Here is a 19,061-nt window from a genome sequence, read left to right as displayed (position 1 = left end):
GGCTTCTGCCCGTCCGGCGACCGGCGTCGGGGCGGTCAGCCGGTGGTTGCCCGGGGCGCGCCGACGGGGGAGTGGTGCCGGTCCAGGATCCCCTCGACGATCCTCATCAGCCGGTCGCCCGCCTGATCGATGCTGCCGTTCTGCGTGCTGACCTGCGCGCCTTCGAGTACGAAGGTGATCTCGGCCGTGGTCTGCTCGGGGTCGGGCAGCCCGGCCTCGGCGCACATGCCGAGCAGCCTGCCGGTCTGGCGGGCCTTGTGCTTCTCGATCACCTGCCGTGCGGGATGGGCGCGATCGGGCAGCTCGGCGAGGGAGTTGATGAACGGGCAGCCCCGGTACGAGATCGCCGGCAGTCCGTCCGCGATGAAGCGGGCCAGGCCCAGGATCTGCTCCCGGGGCCGGCCGGGGTGTTCGGCCTCGACCCGGTCGAAGGCCGCCTGGTAGTCGGCGGCGAGGATCCGCAGCCACTCCGCGACCAGCGCGTCCTTGGTCTCGAAGTGCCGGTAGATCGCCATCTTGGTGGTCTCGGCCTTCTCGGCGATCGCCTGGACGCCCACCCGCCGGATTCCCTCGCTCTGGAACAGCTCCTCCGCCGCGTCCAGGATGCGCTCACGGGGCGGCAGTTTCGCCACCCTGCTCGGCCTTCCGGCGGTCGATGCCATGACTGCTCCTCTCGCTCCCCGCCACGATACCAGGCCGTCCCATGCGATACCGTTCGGTATCGTCAGGTACTCAAGGGTATCGATTTCGTCCGCCGGGAGTGACAGTGAGAGTTGCCGAGTACGTGAGCTTCGACGCGGTCGGACTCGCGGAGCTGGTGGCCGGAGGCGAGGTGACCTCCGCCGAACTGGAAGCAGCCGCACGCGAGGCCACGCGGGTGGTCAATCCGCGGATCAACGCCGTCGTCGAGACCTGGCCGGCCGACGACGGGCCCATCGACGGGCCCGTACCCGGCGGCACACCGCTGGCCGGGGTCCCCTTCCTGATCAAGGACATCGGAGTCGCCATGGCCGGGCGGCGCATGGAACTGGGCAGCCGCCTCGCGGCCGGCAACGTCGCCGGCGCCGACTCCGCCCTGATGCAGCGCTTCCGCCGCGCCGGGCTCGTGACCTTCGGGCGTACCGCGACACCGGAGATGGCGTACAGCGTCACCACGGAACCAGTGCTGTACGGCGCGACGCGCAACCCGTGGAACCTGGCGCGGAGCGCGGGCGGATCCAGCGGCGGCTCCGCCGCGGCCGTCGCCGCCGGGGTGGTACCGATCGCACACGCCACCGACGCCGCCGGCTCGCTCCGGATCCCCGCCGCGTACAACGGCCTCTTCGGGCTGAAGCCCACCCGCGGCCGGGTCTCCATGGGCCCCGACTTCGACGAGCTGTACAACGGCCTGGCCGTGCACGGCAGCGTCAGCCGCACCGTACGCGACAGCGCGGCGCTGCTCGACCTGATCCGCGGCCCGGAACCGGGTGACCCCTACTTCGCCCAGGAGCCGTCCCGGCCGTACGCGGAGGAAGTCACCCGCCCCCCGGGCTCGTTGCGGATCGGTGTCCTCACCCAGGCGTGGGGCGGGCGCCGCACCACCGCACCGGTGGCCGACGCGCTCTCTCGCACCGTGCGTCTGCTCGAATCCCTCGGCCACCGGGTGGCGGAGGTCAAGGTGGACCTCGGGGCCGACTGGGAGGAGTTCGTCCTGGCCAACGCCCGTCTGTGGACGGCGAATCTCACCGCCTCGGTGGACGGGCTGGCTGCCGCTTTCAACAGGCCCGTCGACTCCTCGACCCTGGAGCCCGTGACCCTGGCCGGCCACCACTACGGGCAGCGGGTCAGCGGCGCCCAGTTCGTCAACGCCCTCGCCATCCGCAACCGGGTCGCCCGAAGCCTGGCAGGGTACTTCGACACTCACGACCTACTGCTCACCCCGACCCTGCCGGAGCTTCCCGTGCCCCTGGGCACGTACGCCGAGGGCGCGGAGGCGCTGGACGGCCTCGGCTGGATAGGCCGCGTATTCGACCGCTCGCCGTTCACCGTGGCGTTCAACGTGGCGGGCACACCCGCCATGTCCGTACCGGTGACGGCCGACGCCGGGACGGGGCTCCCGATCGGTATGCAGTTCGCCGCGGGTTACGGGCTCGAAGGCCGCCTCTTCCGCCTCGCCGGCCAACTCGAACAGGCAAGCCCGTGGTCGAGCCGAACCCCCGAGGTGTGGGCGGGGAATCACCCGGGCCACTGAGGAGCGCGCCTGGAGCACCGGGGACAGAGCCGCTCCCGGCCTTCGCGGTCGGGAGCGGCTCTGACTGTTCTCCGAGGGCGACCCGGCTACGGGGCCGCGTGCTCCGTGTTGGTCCTGTCGCCCACCGCGCCAGGCTTCCACGGCTTCGCCGTCCTGCCGTTGAGGTCCCACACGACCTCACCCGCGCGCACGGTCAGCTCCGTGACCAGCTTCTGCTCGCCGTCGACGCGCAGGCCGAAGCTGTCCGCGTACCCGAACTTGCCCTTCTCCAGATCGAAGACGGCGATGTCGGCCGGCGATCCGACGGACAGATTGCCGAGGTCCTTACGGCCCAGGGCCTGCGCCGGCTTCCAGGTGGACTCCTCGATGACGTCCTTGAGGGGCTGGCCCATCGTGAGGAACTTGGACATGACGTTGGACATGTCCTTCATGCCCGCGTTCATGCTGGTCACATGCAGGTCCGTGGAGATGGTGTCGGGCCAGAAGCCCTCCTTCTTCCCCTCCATGGCGACGTTCCAGTCGAAGCTTCCGCCGCCGTGGCCGACGTCGAAGAGCACACCGCGCTCACGCCCCGCTGCCAGGGCGGGGTTGAGCTTGCCGTCCTCGCCCAACTCGCCGCGCAGGCCCGAGTAGACGTGCGAGTAGATGTCGCCGGGCCGCAGCTTCTCGGTGAGCAGTTCCTCGATGGTCCGCTCCGGGCCGGCCGATCCGAAGTCGATCATCGCCGGGATGCCCGCGATCTCGCCGGCCTCCACGGAGCGCTCCACCGGTGCCCAGGACGGGCCTTCGTAGTGCGCCGTCTTGATGCCCCGGATGATCTCCGGGTACTTCTTGGCGACCTTCGCGGCCTCGGCCGCGTTCATGTTGTCCAGGTCCTGCTCCTTGTCGCCACCGGCCATGCCCTTGCCGACGATGTTCAGCATCGACAGCACGCGGGTCTTGGACGTGTCGATGATGTTCTTCTTGAACAGCTCGAAGTTCTCCCAGCCGGCCGATCCGGTGTCGAGCGCCGTCGTCACCCCCGCCCGGAAGGTGAATCCGTCCGGCGGCAGACCGAGTACACCGTCCGCGTAGGCGTCCTGCTCACCTCGGAACAGATGCGTGTGCATGTCGATCAGACCGGGGGTCAGATACTTCCCCTTGACGTCGACCGTCTGCTTGGCGCGGGACGGGTCGATCTTCGAACCGACCGCCGCGATCTTGCCGTTCTTCACGGCGATGTCCAGGACCTTGTCACGGTTGTTCTTGGGGTCGATGACATGGCCCCTCCGCAGCAGAAGGTCATAGGTGACCGCGGACGCCGAGGCGTCCGGGCCCGAAGCCGGGTCGTCCGACGACGCGCCGGTGGCGCTGCTAGCGGCCGACGCGCCCACCACGAGGGTGAGAACCGCGGGGAGGACGGCCCACGGGGCCCGTGTTCTCAGTGACATGCCAACCCCAATTTTGTCCGGTGACGCGAGTTTCGAGCGGTGGCTGTGGTGCGGGTCGCGGAGCTCATCGCACCGCGATGCAGTCGATCTCGACGAGCGAGTCCCCGGGGATACCGGCCTGCGCGGCGATCGTGGTGCGTACGCCCGGCTCGGGGCCGAAGCGGCCGAGGAAGACGGCGTTCATCCCGTCGTAGTCGTCCAGGGAGTTGAGGTAGACGTTGACCTTGAGCACCCGGTCCATGGACGATCCAGCCGCTTCGAGGTACTTCTCCACCTCGTTGAGCACATGCTCGGTGTGCGCGGTGATGTCGCCCTCGAAGTGCGCGCCGATGCCCGAGATGAAGACCAGGTCGCCGTAGCTGACGACCGGGCTGAACAGCGGGTTCTCCGGCGGCTCGCCGCCGCCCGGGTAGTGGATCTCCTTCTCGGGCTTATGACGCCCGCGGTCCTCGGTGGCTTTGACGGCCAGCGCCGGGGTCGCGGCCACGGCCGCCACGACCGGAGCCTTGCGGATGAAGTCCCTGCGGTTCGTCACGTGTTCTCCTTCGTCCGTGCCCGCGCGCGTACGCGTGGGTACGAGGCGTCAATTGGGATTGCTGCTGGATCGGGGAGAGTTGAGGGAGTTACGAGTGTGAGGAGACCCGGGTCGGGCCGGGCTGAACCGGACCGGACCGGACCGGAAGCGTGGGGCTCAGCCGCCGCGCTCGGCCTTCCACGTGGCCTTCAGGTACTCACCCATGTTGAGTTCACCGCTCATCGAGTCGCCCAGAAGCGTCCCGGTGAACGTGAAGTCGAGTGCGTCACCGGACGATTCGCTGAGCGTGCTGCGTACGGTCACCGTCTTGCCGCTGACCGATCCGGTGGCCTTCCGGGACACGTACTCACCGGTGTGCGTGCCGGTGATCTCGGCGCCGTCCTGCGCGAGTTCCAGCCGGTGCGCGGTGGAACTGCCCGCCAGATACTCGATTTCGAGCGTCCACTTCCCGGTCACGTCGACCGAGGGCGGACGCGGGGGAGCGGGCGGCGCGGGCGGATCGGTGAGTATCCGGACCAGCGCGTCGGCGATGGTCTTCTCCTCGCCGGGCTGGAGCATGTACGGCGTGACCGACACACCCGACCGCGCCGGGTCGTCGCTGCCGGCCGCGTTGAGCGCGATGCGCTGCTTCGCCTCGTACAGCGTGTCGGCCACGGTCTGGCCCGACACGCCGAGCTTCTTCTCGTTCCAGGTGATCGTCAGCGACGGGGTGCGGTTCGACAGGCTGTCCGGCTGGCTGACCTCCGTCTTCACGCTGCCGATCGCGGAGACCCGGCGGGCGATCGTCTTCAGCCAGGACTCCCAGCGCGCGAACTCGGCGTCGTGGTCGCGCTGGACCCACATCTCGACCGCGGCCAGCATCCCCATGGCTTCTTCCTTGCCGACCTTGTAGCCGCGGCCGATGCCGTGGTGGGGTGCGCTGCTGACCCACGCGGCGCGTACGAGATCTTCCCGGCCGAGCAGCAGACCGGCCGACTGCGGGCCGCGAATGGCCTTGCCGCCGCTGTACGCGACGAGGTCGGCGCCGCGCTCCAGGTGCACGTTGGGGATGGTCAGGATCTCGGCGGCGGCGTCGACCAGTACCGGCACGCCCTTGGGCCCGGCGATGCCGGCGACGACGTCCGTGGGGAGTTCGCTCTCGTCGACCCTCGGGCCCGCCATGATGTAGATCAGCGCGGTCTGCGGGCCGATGGCGTTCTTCAGCTCGTCGGGCGTCGACACCTCGACGACCTTCACCCCGACCGCGCTGACCGCGTTCTCGTACACGTTGCGCGAGTGGGCCGGGATGATCACCTCGGTCTTCCGGAAGCCCGTCAGATCGGGCAGCCGTACATGCAGGTCGGGGTTTCCGCCCGCGACACACGCGGTGGTCGCGTGCGTGAGCGCAGCATGACAACCGGAGGCGATCAGGCCGTGCTCCGCCTTGGTGATCTTCGCCAGCCGCTTGCCGACCGCCTCGGCGAGTTCGTCCAGATGTACGAACTGTCTTGCCGCCGCGTCTATCGCTTCCCGCACCTCGGGCAGCATCAGCGAACCGCTGATGATGGTGTACGTGCCACGCCCGTTGATCAGCGGCCGTACGCCGATCCGTCCGTAGACGTCCTTCATGGCCTTGCCGGCCGCTGCCGCCGTCCCCCCGGTGGACTGCGCCAGAGCCTCGGTCGCGCCGCCGAGCAGCGGTCCCAAGGAGAGGACACCGCCCGCCACCGCACTGCGTTGCAGAATTGCACGACGGGAAAGAGCATTACTTGGCATTCCGGCTCCCGTGTCGCCTTGTGAGTCAATGTGCGGACCACGTTAAGGAGCCGGGAGGCAGGTGTTAAGCGCGTCTTCCAGATGACAGTATTCGATTTCCGGATCGGTGTCTGACCTGCGGCTTTGAATAAAACAGGGTCGAGCGTTGAACAATTTACCGTCGGATTACGTACGGGGTGGGGAGTGCGCCGGATTTCCGTCCCGTGAACTGCCTGTAACCGCTTGGGCGCGCGCCGCGCAAGGCGGCGAAGGCAGTCCGAGGGGAGTTCGAAGGCAGTCCGGAGATTCGGCTCAGAGCGCCGGTTCCACTTCCAGGAAGCGTCGGCGCCGGGCGCCGCGGTACAGCAGAGCCTCCCAGCCCAGCGGGGTCAGTACGGCGGCGCACGCGGTGAGTTGGCGCTCCTCGTCCTGGGCCGCGCCGCTGCCGTGCGGGCCCAGCCACTCCACCCGTACCGTCCCCGGGCGTTCGCCCGCGGCGACGCGGAATCCCGTGCCCGTACGCCGCCCCTCGCCGTCGACCGCCGAGGGCGGGAATCCCGCCGCCTCCAGAGCAAGAGCGATGGCGCGGACCGGCTGGTTGCGCTCCCAGTCGGCCGGAACGGCGGCGGGATCGGGAGCGGTGGCGTTGGTGAGACGGCGTATCTGCGTCAGACCGCCGAAGGCGACCCGGACCTCGGCGGCGCGCACCTCCGGCGGAACGGGGGACTCCGGGCCGTCGCCGGTCGCGGCGGCGAAACCGCCCGGCCGCTCCGCGTCCCCCTCAGCTGTCATGCCTGAACAGTAGACATCGGCTCCGGACCTGGACAGCGAAAGGAGCCCCGACCGGACGGGGGAGACCGGTCGGGGCCGTTGAGGCGGGGTGCGGGCGGCGGTCGCCTCGCGGCGGTTGGCTCCACAGGGCTTCAGCCGAACGATCTTCCCTGTGGGCATTTCTTGATGGGGCCCGGGGACACTGTTCCGTCCACACCCACACTGATCACAACGGCTACCCGGCATCGAATGTTCCCGCGATGTTCCGGTCGTCCCGTTCCGGTGGCGGGGCGGGCGCCGGGCCACTGTCAGTGGCGGGTGGTAGACCGGAACCTGTCCGGCAGTCCGGCCACGCGGCCACCCTCGCCACCCGGCCGTCCACAGGAGGAGCCCCCCCATGGCCACGATCCCGACCCCCACCGGCAGGCTGCTGCGCACACCCGAGGGAGTCGACCTCGTCCTCACGCGCGTGTTCTCCCTCCCGGTCGAAGAGGTGTGGGCGGCCGTCACCGAGTCGGCGCGCACCGCCCTGTGGTTCGGCCCGTGGGAGGGGGACGGCGCCCCCGGCGGCACGGCGCGGGTGCGGATGGTCTTCGAGGAGCAGGAGCCCTGGATCGAGTTGCGTGTCGAGGCGTGCGAGGCACCGCACCGGCTCGTCGTCTCGACGGTCGACGAGGAGGGCAGCTGGAATCTGGAACTGAAGCTGTCGGGGACGTCCGCGGTGGCGGCCGAAGCGGGCGGTACGGAACTCCGGTTCATCCAGCACCGCGACACGGAAGCGGGACTCGGCGAGATCGGCGCGGGCTGGGAGTACTACCTGGACAAGCTCCGCGCCTCTCTGGACGGCACCCCGCAGCCCGTGTTCGAGGACTACTACCCGGCGCAGAAGGCGCACTTCGACGGGCTGACGGCCGAGTAGCCGGGTGGGGGCACGGCGGCGCGCCGCCGTACGGACCCCTTCACAGCGCCCAGTCCGCCGAGGCCGCCGACGTCCGCGTACGGCCGAACTCCAGCGTGGTCAGGACCGCCTCCGCCGGCAGGTCGAAGACCAGCCACCCACGCGCCGACCGGCCGGCGGCGAGCGGCACGGGCCAGGTCATCACCGGGCCCACCGTGAGATCGGTGGACGCGGGCAGCGGCACATGCCGGCGGCCGAGCGTGTCCACGGCGGTGAAGCTGTGCGCCACGTCGTGCCCGTACGGCCGCGCCCCCGCGTTGCTCACCTCGGCGAGGACGGCGACCCACTTCCGCCCTGCGGCGGCACTCGCGCCTCGCGCCACACCCGGATCGGTGTCCGCGCCGCCCTTGGCGTCGGCGCCGGTGCCGGTGCGAGTGCCCGCGACCCTGGACGCCTCGTCGACGACGGCCGTCACGGCCAGGGCCAGCATTGCCTCGTCGTGACCGTCGGGATGGTTCACGAGGACGGTGTCGCCCAGCAGTACGGCGGTCCGGGCGGGCCGCACGGTCCGGGCCGTACGCCCGTCGTCGGACTCCGTGTCGTGCGGCGCCGGTACGCAGCCGGTGAGGGTGCACGCGGCACCGACGGTGACGGCGACGGCGAGAACCGTCCGGCCGAGGGGGCGGCGCCCCGATGAGCGTGTCATGACCGAATGATGGAGCGCCCGATCGTGTGGACGGCGCTCATCCACAGGTGTTTCTAGGACATCTTCTGTCCTAGACGCTGTCTACGTTGGGGCCTTCGCCACGACGCCCCACGAAGGAGCCCACCATGAGCGTTCTCAGCGGCAGCCAGCCCGAAGGCACCCCCACCTGGATCGAGCTCAGGACCCCCGACCGCGAGGGCGCGCTCCCCTTCTACCAGGCGCTGTTCGGCTGGGAGTACGAGCCGTACCCGACCGGCGACGCCGACGGCACGATCTGTCTGCTGCGCGGCCGGCCCGTCGCCGGGATCGTCCCGGACCCGGACCGGACCACCGCCGTGTGGACCATGTACTTCGCCACCGACGACTGCGACGACACGGCCCGGCGCGTCACCGAGGCGGGCGGCCGGCTGATCGAGGCACCGGCGGACCTGGCCGACCACGCCCGTACGGCCGTCGCGGTGGACTCGGTCGGCGCCCGGTTCGGCCTGTGGCAGGGCCGCGCCCGGCTCGGCAGCGAGATCGTGAACGAGCCCGACTCACTGGTCCGCAACGACCTGATCACCCCCGATCCCGAGCCGGCCCGCGCCTTCTACACGACGCTGTTCGGCTTCACGCTGGACGGCAACGACGAAGTGCCGGACCTCGACTTCACCTTCCTGCGCCGCCCCGACGGGCACGAGATCGGCGGGATCATCGGCAGCACCGACGTACCCACGTCCGCCTGGGGCACGCTGTTCGCCGTGGCCGACGCCGATGCCGTGGCCGCGCGCGCCACGGCGTCCGGCGGCTCGGCCACCGAGCCCGAGGACACCCCGTACGCGCGCATGGCCGCGGTCACCGACCCGTCGGGCGCGGTGTTCTCGGTGGGCACGGCGCCGTAGCGACCGCGCCCCGCACCGCCCCGCACCGCACCGCCCTGCGGGCATCCCCGCCCCGCCCGCGAGGCCCCGGCCGCCCCGCCGAATCGGGCCGCGCGGGCGGACGTAGCATCACCCGTATGGAGAAGCGCGTACTGGGCAGGACGGGCCGAGAGGCGTCCGTCGTCGGACTGGGCACATGGCAGCTGGGGGCCGACTGGGGTGACGTCGTCGAGGCCGACGCCTTCGCCGTCCTCGACGCGGCGCTCGAAGCGGGCGTCACCTTCTTCGACACGGCGGACGTCTACGGCGACGGCCGCAGCGAACAGCTCATCGGCCGGTTCCTGAAGAACCGCCCGGACGCCGACGTGTTCGTCGCGACGAAGATGGGTCGCCGGGCCGAGCAGCGCCCCGAGAACTACAGCCTGGACAACTTCCGCGCCTGGAACGACCGTTCACGCGCGAACCTGGGCGTGGACACGCTGGACCTCGTCCAGCTGCACTGCCCGCCGCCCGCCGTCTACTCCTCCGACGCCGTCTTCGACGCGCTCGACACACTGGTCGCCGAGAAGCGGACAGCGGCCTACGCGGTGAGCGTCGAGACCTGCGCGGAGGCACTGACCGCCATCGCCAGGCCGGGCGTCGCCTCCGTACAGATAATCCTCAACCCCTTCCGGCTCAAGCCGCTCGAAGAGGTGCTGCCCGCCGCCCGGGAGGCGGGGGTCGGCATCGTCGCGCGCGTTCCGCTCGCCTCCGGTCTGCTGTCCGGCAAGTACACGAAGGACACGGTCTTCGCCGCCGACGACCACCGCAGCTTCAACCGGCACGGCGAGGCGTTCGACCAGGGCGAGACCTTCTCCGGCATCGACTACGCCACGGGGCTTGAGGCAGCCGTCGAGTTCTCCGGCCTGGCCCCCGAAGGCGCCACGCCGGCCCAGACCGCGCTGCGCTGGATCATCCAGCAGCCCGGCGTCAGCACCGTCATCCCGGGCGCCCGCTCCGTCGAGCAGGCAGGGGCCAACGCCGCCGCGGCCTCTCTCGCACCGCTCTCGGAGACGACGCTGGACGCCGTGCGTGATCTGTACGACCGCAGGATCCGTGCGGAAGTCCACCACCGCTGGTAGGGATGGTTGGGACAGACCCCCGTACTTGGTGCGAAGGAGACATCCCATGGCCCTGAATGTCGAAGAACGCCAGCAGTTTCTCGCCGAGCCGCACGTCGCGGCCATCGCCATCGACTCCGGCTCGGCGGACCGGGCACCCCTCGTCGTCCCCGTCTGGTACCAGTACGCGCCCGGCGGCGACATCTGGATCCTGACGGGCGCCGACTCCCGCAAGGACAAGCTGATCAAGGCGGCGGGCCGGTTCACGCTGCTGGTCGAGCGGACGGCCCCGACGGTGCGGTACGTCTCCGTCGAGGGCCCGGTGACGGAGCGGATCCCCGGCACCCGTGACCATATGGTGGAGCTGGCGTCCCGCTATCTGCCCGCCGAGAAGGTCGACGGCTACGTCGCCATGGCGAGCGGCGACCACGGCGAGCAGGTCGTCTTCCGGATGCGGCCCCAGCGTTGGGTGTCGTCGGACCTGGGCGCGTTCTGAACCGAACGTCACTACCTGGATCCGCGAAGTTCGAACCACTGATCTATTAGCGTGCTCCTATGGAGAAGACACTGAAGGGCGCCCTCGTGCTCCTGCGCCCGGCCGTCCCCGACGACATCCCCGCACTCGCCACCATCCGCGCCACGCCCGAGGTCTACGCGACGTGGCGCGGCGGTGACGACCTGCTCGCGGCCGTGACCGAGGATCTCGACGAACCCGACCTCACCTCACTGGTGATCGAACTGGACGGCGCCACCGTCGGCGCCGTCCAGTGGGGCGCCGAGGAGGACCCCGACTACCGGCACGCGAACATCGACATCTACGTCGACCCCGCGGCGCACGGTCGCGGAGTGGGGACCGACGCCGTACGGACCCTGGCCAGGCACCTCATCGAGGACCTCGGTCACCACCGTGTCGTGATCGATCCGGCCGCCGACAACGCCGCGGCGATCAGGTGCTACGGCAAGGCCGGTTTCCGGCCCGTCGGGATCATGCGGGACTACGAGCGCGGTCCCGACGGGACCTGGCACGACGGACTCCTGATGGACCTCCTCGCGAACGACCTCACCGACTGAGGGGCCGTCAGCGGCCGCATTCCAGGGACTTCAGCGCGACCGCGTCGGCCATCGCCTGCATGCCCTTGTCGTTGGGATGCAGATGGTCGCCGTTGTCGAACGTGGGCAGGATCCGCTCCGCGTCGTACGGGCTGCGCACCACCTTGTCGAAGTCCACGACCGCGTCGACCGCCCCGCTGGTGCGGATCCACTCGTTCACCTCGGTGCGTACGGCCTCACCCTCGGCATCCCACTCCGACCAGCCCTTGAACGGCATGACCGTGGCACCGACGACACACAGTCCCGCCGCGTGCGACCGGTCGATGATCTCGCGGTAACCCGCCGTCAGGGACGCGGCCGTGACACCGGAATGGGACTTGATGTCGTTGACGCCCTCGAACAGCACGACCGTCCGCACACCCGGCAGCGACAGCACGTCACGGTCGAGCCGCTTGAGCGCGCTCTGCGCCGCGCCGTCCGCCAAGACCTTGTTGCCCGAGATCCCCGCGTTCGCCACGCCCTTCACGGTGCTGACCGAGGAAGCGTGCAGCCGACGGGCCAGAAAGTCCGGCCAGCGCAGGTTCTTGTCCGTACTGGACTGCCAGCCGTCGGTGATGGAGTCCCCGAGCGTCACGACGGCGCCGGCTCCGCGGTCCGCGTCCACGGTGACCGCGTCGAGGTAGAACCACGACCCCAGCCGCTCCGTGTACGCGCCGTCCCGCTCCTCCGCGGCGTGGTTCCCGCTCGTGGCGTACGACGTCGCGAGCGCCATCCCGTGCCCGGTGGCGGGCCCGCCCGTGTCGCGCACGTACAGACTGACGGCCAGGTCGCTCATCGCCGCGATCCTGCCGGGCAGCGGATCGCTGTAGCGGATCTCGCCCGGCGCCAGCGTCACGGACGCCGACCCGTCGAAGGCGAGCTTCCTGTTGCTGCCGGGGCGCAGCCGGGCGCCGCTCTCGCGGAGCCCGGCGTACGCGCTGCCGATGACCAGGGGCCGGTCCCCGAACGCGTTGGAGACCCGGACCCGCAGTCCCGTGCCGCCCACGCTCGTCCGTACGACCAACCGGTAACTCCGGTCGCCCGCCGCCTCACCCATCCGGTCCGCGCTCGACGCCCAGGTGACGACGGACTTCGCGGGCGGGGGAGGAACGGCCGAGGTGGCGGCCGAGGCAGCCGACGCGGCCGTGTCGGCCGTGGCGGACGGAACGTACGTGGGCACGAGGAAGGTCGCGGCGAGTGCCAGGACACAGACCAGACCGCGGCGTACGGCCCGGCTCATCCGAAGTTCCGCAGCGTGACGGTTCTCCCGGAGCGCACGTCCACGTCGTGCGAGACGCCGCCGGCCGTGACCTTCGTCCGGCGCCCGCCGACACTGCGGATCTTCGCCTCACGGACCTTCCCGTCACGCCAGCTCAGATCCACGACGAAACCGCCGCGCGCACCGATGCCGGTGACCGAACCGGACCGTGCCCAGGCGTCGGGCAGCGCCGGAAGCAGCTCGATATGGCCGGGCCGCGAGTAGAGGAGCATCTCGATCATCGCGGCGGGCGTACCGAAGTTGGACTCGATCTGGAAGATCCCGCGGCCCTTCTCGACCTCGTAGATGTCGAAGAGGTTCATCGCGGTGCCGTTGCTGCCGTCGACGGACGGCTGCAGATTGTTGACGACCAGCTCGTACGCGTTGTCCGCGTGCTTCAGCCGCGCCCAGCACAGGGCGCGCCAGGAGTTGGCCCAGCCGAAGCTCTCCATCCCACGGGCGGTGAGGAGTTCGGTGGCGCCCTTCACCAGTTCCGCGGGCGAGTCGCCGGGGCGGATCCGGTCACCGGGGAACAGGCTGATCAGCGGCGAGAGATGACGGTGCGTCGTCTCGCCGAGGTTGTCGGGCGACATCCACTCCTGGAGCCAGCCGGTCTTCGGGCTGACCTCGGGCAGGTACAGCCGTTCCTGCAGCCCGGCCACCGTCTTGGCGAACGCGGCGTCCCTGCCGAGGAGTTCGGCGGCCTCGCGGTAGTTGATGAACAGGTCGCGGACCACCTCCTGCGCGTAGGTGATGCCCTTCGCGTCCTGCGGGCCGTGCTCCGGCGACCAGTCGTTGTCGGCGACGAGGACTTCGCGCTTCTCACCGCTCGAAGCGTCCGTGACCGTCATGGTCACCAGCCGGGCCTCCCAGAACTCGCAGGCACCCTTGAGCATCGCGTAGATCTTCTTCACGAACTCCCGGTCCTGCGTGTACTGGTAGTGCTCCCACAGTGTGTTGCACAGCCACGCGTTGCCCGGCGGGTGCCACCACCAGCCGAGTCCGCCGTAGATGTTCGTCGAGTACGCCACGGTCCAGCCGGCGATCTTGCCGGAGGAGTTGCGGAACCGGTTGCGCGGATCGTTGAAGTGGGCCTGGGTCAGCTCGGACCACACCGGCAGCTGCGCGAGGCAGTAGTCGGTGAACGCGTCGAAGTTGCGCGAGAGCGCGGTCCGGTCGGCCATCCAGTAGTTCATCTGGATGTTGATGTCGGTGTGGTAATCGCCCATCCAGTCCGGGTCGTTGCCGTCCAGCCACGGACCCTGGAGGGCGACCGGCAGACCGTCCCGCGAGCTGCTGATCATCAGATAGCGGCCGAACTGGAGGTACAGCGCCTCCAGTTCGGGATCGGGCACGTCCTGCTGCGTACGGTGCTTCAGCCGCTCCCAGGTGTCGAGTGCCCGCTGCTCGCCCGTGGACGGGCCGAGCGAGATGCTCATCCCGTCGAACTGGTCGCGGTAGTCCGCGACATGGGTGTGCAGCAGCGTGGTGGCGGAGTGGCGTACGGCGTCCTGGACCTTGGTCCGGGCGAGCGCGACCGGATCGAGGTCCGGCGCGCGGTAGCCGGTGGTGTGGTCGGGGGCGTAGTTCGATCCACCGCTGATCACGACGGTCAGGTCGGCGCACCGGGTGAAGACGATCCGCGAACCGCTCGTGGTGACCGAACCGCTCCTGCTGTGCGCGGTGACGGCAGCGCCGTACCGCAGCCCGTTGGCGAACTCCGCGCCGAAGAACAGGCTGTCCTTCTTCGCGTCCGCCGACGTCTTCTCGTCATGGGTGCCGTCGAGGGAGATCGTGCCCGTGTAGTGGCCGCCGCCGCGCTGCGTGAAGTGGACGACGACCGCGTCGTCCGGGTGGCTCGCGAAGACACGGCGCTCGTAGCTGACCCCCGACCGGACATAGCCGGAGGTGACCAGGCCCTGGTCGATGTCGAGTTCACGGCGAAAGTCGTTGACCGAGCCGAGATCGTGGTCCGGGATGTCGACCGTCACATGGGCCAGCTGGGTGAAGCTGCCGAAGTCGGCCCGCCCGTAAGGGAATTGGCCGTCCGACTCCAGCTTGTCGTTGACCCCGCCGGTCCACATCGTGGCGTCGGAGACGAAGAGGAGTTCCTGCCCGGGGTCGTTGCCGACGAGCGCGCCGAGCCGGCCGTTGCCGACCGGCAGGGCCCGTTCGAGCATCGTCGTCCTCCCCGCCGGAGCGCGGTACCACATCCGGGTCGTTGAGCCCTCGCCGTCGGCGAGCATCGGCGAGACGGCGGGACGCTTCGGCGGCGCTGAGGCGGCGAAGGCGGGCAGTCCGCCGAGCGCGGTGAGTGTGGCGGCGCCGGCGGCGAGCGTGAGCGCGCGACGCCGGGTCGGGCCGGTCTCGGACTGGGCAGGGGGGTGCGGGTGCTGATCGTTCACGGGACAACTCCATTCCTGCGGACCTGCGGAACAGGAGGTACGGGGAGAGACAGGCCGGGGGCGCGCCGGTGAGGACGCGCCCCCGGTCGTACTCGTGAGGCGCCGGGATCAGACGCGCGGCACGTCGATCTTGTCGATGTCCGGCGAGTAGCCGTCGCCGCTGTCGAAGGCGATCGTGTTGCTGCCCGCCTTCAGCGTGACCGGCACGCTGATCGAGTCGACCGCCTGCCAGCCGCCGGTGGCCGGGAAGGCCGTCGCGACAGGCGCCTTGCCGTTGGCCGAGACACCGATCGATCGCGCGTCGCCCGAGGTGTAGGCGACCTTGACCAGGTAGCGGCCGGCCTTCTTGACGACGACGTCCGTGAACTGGACCTTGCCGCCGACGTAGAGGTTGCCGACCTTCTTCGTGCCCGAGCACTCGTCGCAGTCGGCGACGGACGCCGAGCCGGTCAGGACGTTGTCCGGGGACTCCGCCTCGTACGCGGTGGTCTGCAGGTCCGGACCCTGCGGGGTGACGGTGAACAGCCGCGAGCCGTGCGCCGGTACGGCCTGGGTGATGCCGTCCTTGTGCCGGCCGAGGCTCTCGCGGTTCCACACGTCGCGTACGGACGCCTGGCCGGTGAAGCCGAGGGCCGCCCAGTCGGCGGTCACCGGCGAGGCGGAGTCACCCTGGTTGAACAGGGCGACGGTCCAGCTGCCGTCGGGGTTCTCGGACGCCCAGACCTGCTCGTCGCCGACCGAGGTGACGGGCTTGGCGGGCTTCCCCGGCTGCTGGTTGATCTTCAGCACGTCGCGGTTGGTCATCAGCGACAGGCCGTAGTCGTCGATCTTGGTGAGGTCGTCGCCGCTGTACAGCGGCGACTTGGCGACCGCCCACAGCGTCATGTAGCTCTGGCGCTCGGCCTTGGTCAGACCGCTCATGTCGGCGTTGCCGACGTTGATCGCGTCCAGGTCGTTCCAGCCGCCGGGCCCGGCGTAGCGGGTCCAGCCGGGCGTGTCACGCCACCGGTCCTCGACCGAGTTCTCCCACGACACCAGGGTGTTGCAGTAGCACTCGACGTCCGTGTCGACCCGCCATCCGTTGGAGGTCGCCTTCCAGTCCTTGGCGTAGTTGATGTCGAGCGACCACGAGATCTCCAGGTGGATGGCCCGCCCGGTGCTCTTGATGGCCTTCTGCCAGGCGGCGACATCCGTGCGGTTGTCGTAGTTGTCGCCGCTCTTGAAGGAGCCGGGGCCGACACCGTCGAGCTTCAGGAAGTCGTAGCCCCAGTCGGCGATGAGCTGGGCCTGCGAGTCGACGTACTTCTGCGCGCACGGCTTCGAGAAGTCGATCTTGTACGAGCTGTCCCAGCCGTTGGTCGTCCGCAGGTCGCTGTAGACGATGTCGCCGGTGGTGCAGTCGTCGGTGTTCCAGATCTTCAGCTTGCCCTCGCCGTAGCCTTCCTTCTCCAGGCCCACGGGAAGGTAGATGCCGGCCTTGAGGCCCTTGCCGTGGATACGGTCGGCGACCGCCTTCATACCGCTGGGGAAGCGCTCCGTGTTGGTCTTCTGCCGCCCGTACTCGTCGAACTCCGGGGTCCAGTCCCAGCCGCGCCACCAGCCGGCGTCGATGTTGACGTACTCGTAGCCGTACTTCTTGAGCTTGGAGGCCAGCGCGTCCGTCTGCTTGTTCACATTGGCTTCGGTGAGATAGCTGTAGCTGCCGTTGGGGTTCACCCCCGGGTACGACGTGGTCTGGAGGCTCCAGCTGCTCCAGCCCATGTACGGCTTCTCGGCGACGGCGCTCTGCGCGCTCTGCGCGCTCTGCGCCGAGGGCGCCTGATCGGATGCCTGATCGATCGCCTGATCGGTTGCCCGGTCGGGGAGTTGGGCCTGGGCGGTGGTCGGGACGGCGACCGCCAGGCCGGCGGTGACGGCGAGGACGAGCGCGGCGCGCAGGGTTCTCGCGACGTTGCGAGTGGGTGGGCGCATGGGAGGGAGCCTCCTGCTTTCTCTGAAGGGGAGGTGCGGGGGTGGTACGGGCCGGATACGGGCTGCTCGCCCGCGCCGGGGCCAGGTACGGGCTACTTGCCCGCGCCGATCGTCAGGCCGCTGATGAACTGGCGCTGGAGCGCGAAGTACACGATCAGCGTGGGAATCGCGGTCATCAGCGCACCGGCCGCGATGAGGTTGGGATTGGTGAAGTACTGCCCCTCCAGGCTGGCGAGCGCGGAGGTGACGGGACGCTTGTCACCGGTCTCGATCAGCACGAGCGGCCAGAAGAAGTCGTTGTAGATCCAGATCGACTCCAGCGTCGCGAGCGCGGCGAACGCCGGCCGGCACAGCGGCAGCACGATCTGGAAGAACTGCCGCCACACGGGCGCGCCGTCCACGAGCGCGGCCTCGGTGATCTCCTTGGGGATCGTCTTCATGTAGTTGCTCAGCACGAAGGTGCAGAAGCCGCACTGGTAGGCGATATGGATGACGATGATGCCCCAGTAGGAGTTGTAGAGCAGGAACGAGTCGCTCATCCAACCGGGCAGGTTCCACTGGAGATACAGCCGGTACAGCGGGGTGATGAGCACCTGGGCGGGGAGCAGATTGCCCGCGGTGAACAGCATCAGCAGCGCGATGTTCCAGCGGAAGTCGAAGCGCGACACGTAGAAGGCGACCGCCGCGGAGAAGAATAGGGTGCCGAGCACGGCGGGCACGGTGACGAGCACCGAGTTCCAGAAGATGTGCGCGAGACCCGACTGCGCCCAGGCGTCGGTGAAGTTGTCGAGGCTCAGGCTGCGGGGCCAGGACAGATACCCGTTCTGGGCGGTGTCCTCGTACGGCCGCAGCGACGTGTACATCGCCCACAGCAGCGGGACCAGCCACAGCAGGGAGATACCGGCCAGGAAGAGATGACGGCCGATCTGGCGGCGCGGGCGTGAGCGCTTGCCGGGAGGTGTGTCCTGCGGGGCCCGCTGCCGGGCGGCCGGAGGTGTGGCTGTCGCGGTCACGCCTCCTCCTTGTCCTTGCGGAAGTTCTGTACGAGGAAGGTGCAGATGGCGGTCAGCGAGACCAGCAGCATGATCACCGCGATGGCCGAGCCGTAGCCGATGTGGCTGGTCTCGCCGACGATGTTGTCGGTGATCAGGAGCGAGAGCAGCTCCATGCCGGGCTTGCTGCCGATGCCGCCGCCGAGGACGTACACGATGTCGAAGGCGCGCAGCGACTCCATCGCCGTGACGACGAGGATGACGATGTTGACCGGCTTCAGCGCGGGGAAGACCACGCGCAGGAACGTCTGCCGGCCGTTGGCGCCGTCGAGCGCGGCGGCCTCCTTGAGCGCGGGGTCGAAGCCTTTGAGCCCGGCCAGATAGAGGATCATGATGTAGCCGGTGTGCCGCCACGCGGACGCGACGAGCACGGCCCACAGATTGAGGTCGGGATCGCCGAGCCAGTCGATGTGGGTACCGGGCGACGCGGCACCGATGATGCCGTTCAGCAGACCGTTGTCCGGGTTGTAGATGATCTCCCAGATCAGCCCGACCACCGCGAGGGACAGCACCATGGGCAGGAAGATCGCGGTCTGGTAGATCCGGGTGAAGCGGATCTTCCGGTCGAGCTGGTACGCGAGGAAGATCCCGAACGGCGTGGGCAGCAGCGCGGTGAACAGCAGCCAGATGACGTTGTGCTGGACCGCCGGCCAGAACGGCGGGTAATTGGTGAAGATCTCCCGGTAGTTGTCCCAGCCGATCCAGTCGATGTCGGACAGCGAGATGCCGTCCCAACTGGTGAAGGAGAGCGCGAACGAGGCGAGCGCGGGCAGCCAGACGAAGACCAGCAGGGCCAGCAGGGGTATACCGACGATGACGCCGAGGAACAGCCGGTCGCGCAGGCCGAGCCGGCGCGGCCTGCGCCGGCGGGCCGGTACGGCGGGCGGGGCCGGCGTGACCGGTTCCTCCGGTGCTTTGAGTGTGGAAGTCATAGGGGTGGGCGTCCCTCAGGCGGGTCGACGGGGTGGCGGCTCGGGTGTCTCGGGGTCTGGTCTCTGGTCTCGGGCTTCGCGGGAGCGGGG

17 protein-coding genes are annotated in these 19,061 nt (G+C 69.6%); 6 read left to right on the top strand and 11 right to left on the bottom strand.

The genetic code is table 11. The features are described 5' to 3' along the window. Positions 1-35: 35 nt before the first annotated feature. Positions 36-662, bottom strand: a complete 627-nt coding sequence (locus ACFT9I_RS35165) for a TetR/AcrR family transcriptional regulator (RefSeq protein WP_382571271.1) — start codon at positions 660-662, stop codon at positions 36-38. Between the two features lie 104 nt (positions 663-766). Between ACFT9I_RS35165 and ACFT9I_RS35160 the strand changes: the two genes are divergently transcribed. Continuing rightward, positions 767-2,230 (top strand): amidase, encoded by a 1,464-nt coding sequence (locus ACFT9I_RS35160; protein ID WP_382571269.1) that lies wholly within the window; start codon positions 767-769, stop codon positions 2,228-2,230. 86 nt (positions 2,231-2,316) lie between these two features. On the opposite strand, the gene ACFT9I_RS35155 is transcribed toward ACFT9I_RS35160, so the two are convergent. The 4 genes from ACFT9I_RS35155 to ACFT9I_RS35140 all read right to left on the bottom strand — a co-directional run bounded on the left by ACFT9I_RS35155 (position 2,317) and on the right by ACFT9I_RS35140 (position 6,721). Beyond that, positions 2,317-3,660, bottom strand: coding sequence for an amidohydrolase/deacetylase family metallohydrolase (locus ACFT9I_RS35155; protein ID WP_382571267.1), 1,344 nt, complete (start codon positions 3,658-3,660; stop codon positions 2,317-2,319). A 64-nt stretch (positions 3,661-3,724) separates the two neighbouring features. Continuing rightward, entirely contained in the window at positions 3,725-4,195 is a 471-nt protein-coding gene (locus tag ACFT9I_RS35150; RefSeq protein WP_382571265.1) for a RidA family protein, read from the bottom strand. A 156-nt stretch (positions 4,196-4,351) separates the two neighbouring features. Next, positions 4,352-5,902 carry an aminotransferase class V-fold PLP-dependent enzyme gene (locus ACFT9I_RS35145; RefSeq protein ID WP_382571262.1) on the bottom strand — a complete coding sequence of 517 codons (1,551 nt, stop codon included), beginning with the start codon at positions 5,900-5,902 and terminating at the stop codon, positions 4,352-4,354. Positions 5,903-6,241: 339 nt separating this feature from the next. Then, positions 6,242-6,721: a hypothetical protein gene (locus tag ACFT9I_RS35140; RefSeq protein ID WP_382571261.1), complete on the bottom strand. Its 480-nt coding sequence runs from the start codon at positions 6,719-6,721 to the stop codon at positions 6,242-6,244. A 376-nt stretch (positions 6,722-7,097) separates the two neighbouring features. On the opposite strand from ACFT9I_RS35140, the gene ACFT9I_RS35135 reads away from it, so the two are divergent. Then, positions 7,098-7,619, top strand: coding sequence for an SRPBCC family protein (locus ACFT9I_RS35135; protein ID WP_382571259.1), 522 nt, complete (start codon positions 7,098-7,100; stop codon positions 7,617-7,619). 40 nt (positions 7,620-7,659) lie between these two features. Here ACFT9I_RS35135 and ACFT9I_RS35130 read toward each other — a convergent pair whose 3' ends face one another. After that, on the bottom strand, positions 7,660-8,304 hold the full coding sequence (locus tag ACFT9I_RS35130; RefSeq protein WP_382571257.1) for a hypothetical protein: 645 nt from the start codon (positions 8,302-8,304) through the stop codon (positions 7,660-7,662). Positions 8,305-8,429: 125 nt separating this feature from the next. Between ACFT9I_RS35130 and ACFT9I_RS35125 the strand changes: the two genes are divergently transcribed. From ACFT9I_RS35125 to ACFT9I_RS35110, 4 genes are all read left to right on the top strand, one after another. Continuing rightward, positions 8,430-9,185 carry a VOC family protein gene (locus tag ACFT9I_RS35125; protein WP_382571255.1) on the top strand — a complete coding sequence of 252 codons (756 nt, stop codon included), beginning with the start codon at positions 8,430-8,432 and terminating at the stop codon, positions 9,183-9,185. 116 nt (positions 9,186-9,301) lie between these two features. After that, entirely contained in the window at positions 9,302-10,285 is a 984-nt protein-coding gene (locus ACFT9I_RS35120) for an aldo/keto reductase (protein WP_382571253.1), read from the top strand. Between the two features lie 46 nt (positions 10,286-10,331). Next, positions 10,332-10,760: a pyridoxamine 5'-phosphate oxidase family protein gene (locus tag ACFT9I_RS35115; RefSeq protein WP_382571251.1), complete on the top strand. Its 429-nt coding sequence runs from the start codon at positions 10,332-10,334 to the stop codon at positions 10,758-10,760. Between the two features lie 59 nt (positions 10,761-10,819). Next, positions 10,820-11,335 (top strand): GNAT family N-acetyltransferase, encoded by a 516-nt coding sequence (locus ACFT9I_RS35110; protein WP_382571249.1) that lies wholly within the window; start codon positions 10,820-10,822, stop codon positions 11,333-11,335. Between the two features lie 7 nt (positions 11,336-11,342). Here ACFT9I_RS35110 and ACFT9I_RS35105 read toward each other — a convergent pair whose 3' ends face one another. From ACFT9I_RS35105 to ACFT9I_RS35085, 5 genes are all read right to left on the bottom strand, one after another. Then, on the bottom strand, positions 11,343-12,593 hold the full coding sequence (locus tag ACFT9I_RS35105; protein ID WP_382571247.1) for an SGNH/GDSL hydrolase family protein: 1,251 nt from the start codon (positions 12,591-12,593) through the stop codon (positions 11,343-11,345). Then, a complete protein-coding gene (locus ACFT9I_RS35100) occupies positions 12,590-15,016 on the bottom strand; it encodes a glycoside hydrolase N-terminal domain-containing protein (protein WP_382571245.1) in 2,427 nt (808 codons plus the stop codon). Before ACFT9I_RS35100 ends, ACFT9I_RS35105 begins: the two co-directional genes overlap by 4 nt. Positions 15,017-15,124: 108 nt before the next feature. Then, on the bottom strand, positions 15,125-16,987 hold the full coding sequence (locus ACFT9I_RS35095; protein ID WP_382571243.1) for an alpha-galactosidase D: 1,863 nt from the start codon (positions 16,985-16,987) through the stop codon (positions 15,125-15,127). Positions 16,988-17,079: 92 nt separating this feature from the next. Continuing rightward, the gene (locus ACFT9I_RS35090) at positions 17,080-18,000 is read right to left on the bottom strand and encodes a carbohydrate ABC transporter permease (RefSeq protein WP_382571241.1); all 921 of its coding nucleotides are present in this window, start codon (positions 17,998-18,000) and stop codon (positions 17,080-17,082) included. Continuing rightward, on the bottom strand, positions 17,997-18,971 hold the full coding sequence (locus ACFT9I_RS35085) for a carbohydrate ABC transporter permease (protein WP_382571239.1): 975 nt from the start codon (positions 18,969-18,971) through the stop codon (positions 17,997-17,999). The genes ACFT9I_RS35090 and ACFT9I_RS35085 overlap by 4 nt, the downstream gene beginning before the upstream one ends. Positions 18,972-19,061 lie beyond the last annotated feature (90 nt).

This window comes from Streptomyces sp. NPDC057137 (assembly GCF_042670825.1).
Classification (GTDB): Bacteria; Actinomycetota; Actinomycetes; order Streptomycetales; family Streptomycetaceae; genus Streptomyces.
This window is presented reverse-complemented; position numbering and strand designations above follow the sequence as displayed.

Coding starts and splice junctions, on each gene's coding strand:
- ACFT9I_RS35165 (WP_382571271.1), bottom strand. CDS start 662: ATGGCATCGACCGCCGGAAGGCCGAGCAGGGTGGCGAAACTGCCGCCC.
- ACFT9I_RS35155 (WP_382571267.1), bottom strand. CDS start 3,660: ATGTCACTGAGAACACGGGCCCCGTGGGCCGTCCTCCCCGCGGTTCTC.
- ACFT9I_RS35140 (WP_382571261.1), bottom strand. CDS start 6,721: ATGACAGCTGAGGGGGACGCGGAGCGGCCGGGCGGTTTCGCCGCCGCG.
- ACFT9I_RS35135 (WP_382571259.1), top strand. CDS start 7,098: ATGGCCACGATCCCGACCCCCACCGGCAGGCTGCTGCGCACACCCGAG.
- ACFT9I_RS35130 (WP_382571257.1), bottom strand. CDS start 8,304: ATGACACGCTCATCGGGGCGCCGCCCCCTCGGCCGGACGGTTCTCGCC.
- ACFT9I_RS35125 (WP_382571255.1), top strand. CDS start 8,430: ATGAGCGTTCTCAGCGGCAGCCAGCCCGAAGGCACCCCCACCTGGATC.
- ACFT9I_RS35120 (WP_382571253.1), top strand. CDS start 9,302: ATGGAGAAGCGCGTACTGGGCAGGACGGGCCGAGAGGCGTCCGTCGTC.
- ACFT9I_RS35115 (WP_382571251.1), top strand. CDS start 10,332: ATGGCCCTGAATGTCGAAGAACGCCAGCAGTTTCTCGCCGAGCCGCAC.
- ACFT9I_RS35110 (WP_382571249.1), top strand. CDS start 10,820: ATGGAGAAGACACTGAAGGGCGCCCTCGTGCTCCTGCGCCCGGCCGTC.
- ACFT9I_RS35105 (WP_382571247.1), bottom strand. CDS start 12,593: ATGAGCCGGGCCGTACGCCGCGGTCTGGTCTGTGTCCTGGCACTCGCC.
- ACFT9I_RS35095 (WP_382571243.1), bottom strand. CDS start 16,987: ATGCGCCCACCCACTCGCAACGTCGCGAGAACCCTGCGCGCCGCGCTC.
- ACFT9I_RS35085 (WP_382571239.1), bottom strand. CDS start 18,971: ATGACTTCCACACTCAAAGCACCGGAGGAACCGGTCACGCCGGCCCCG.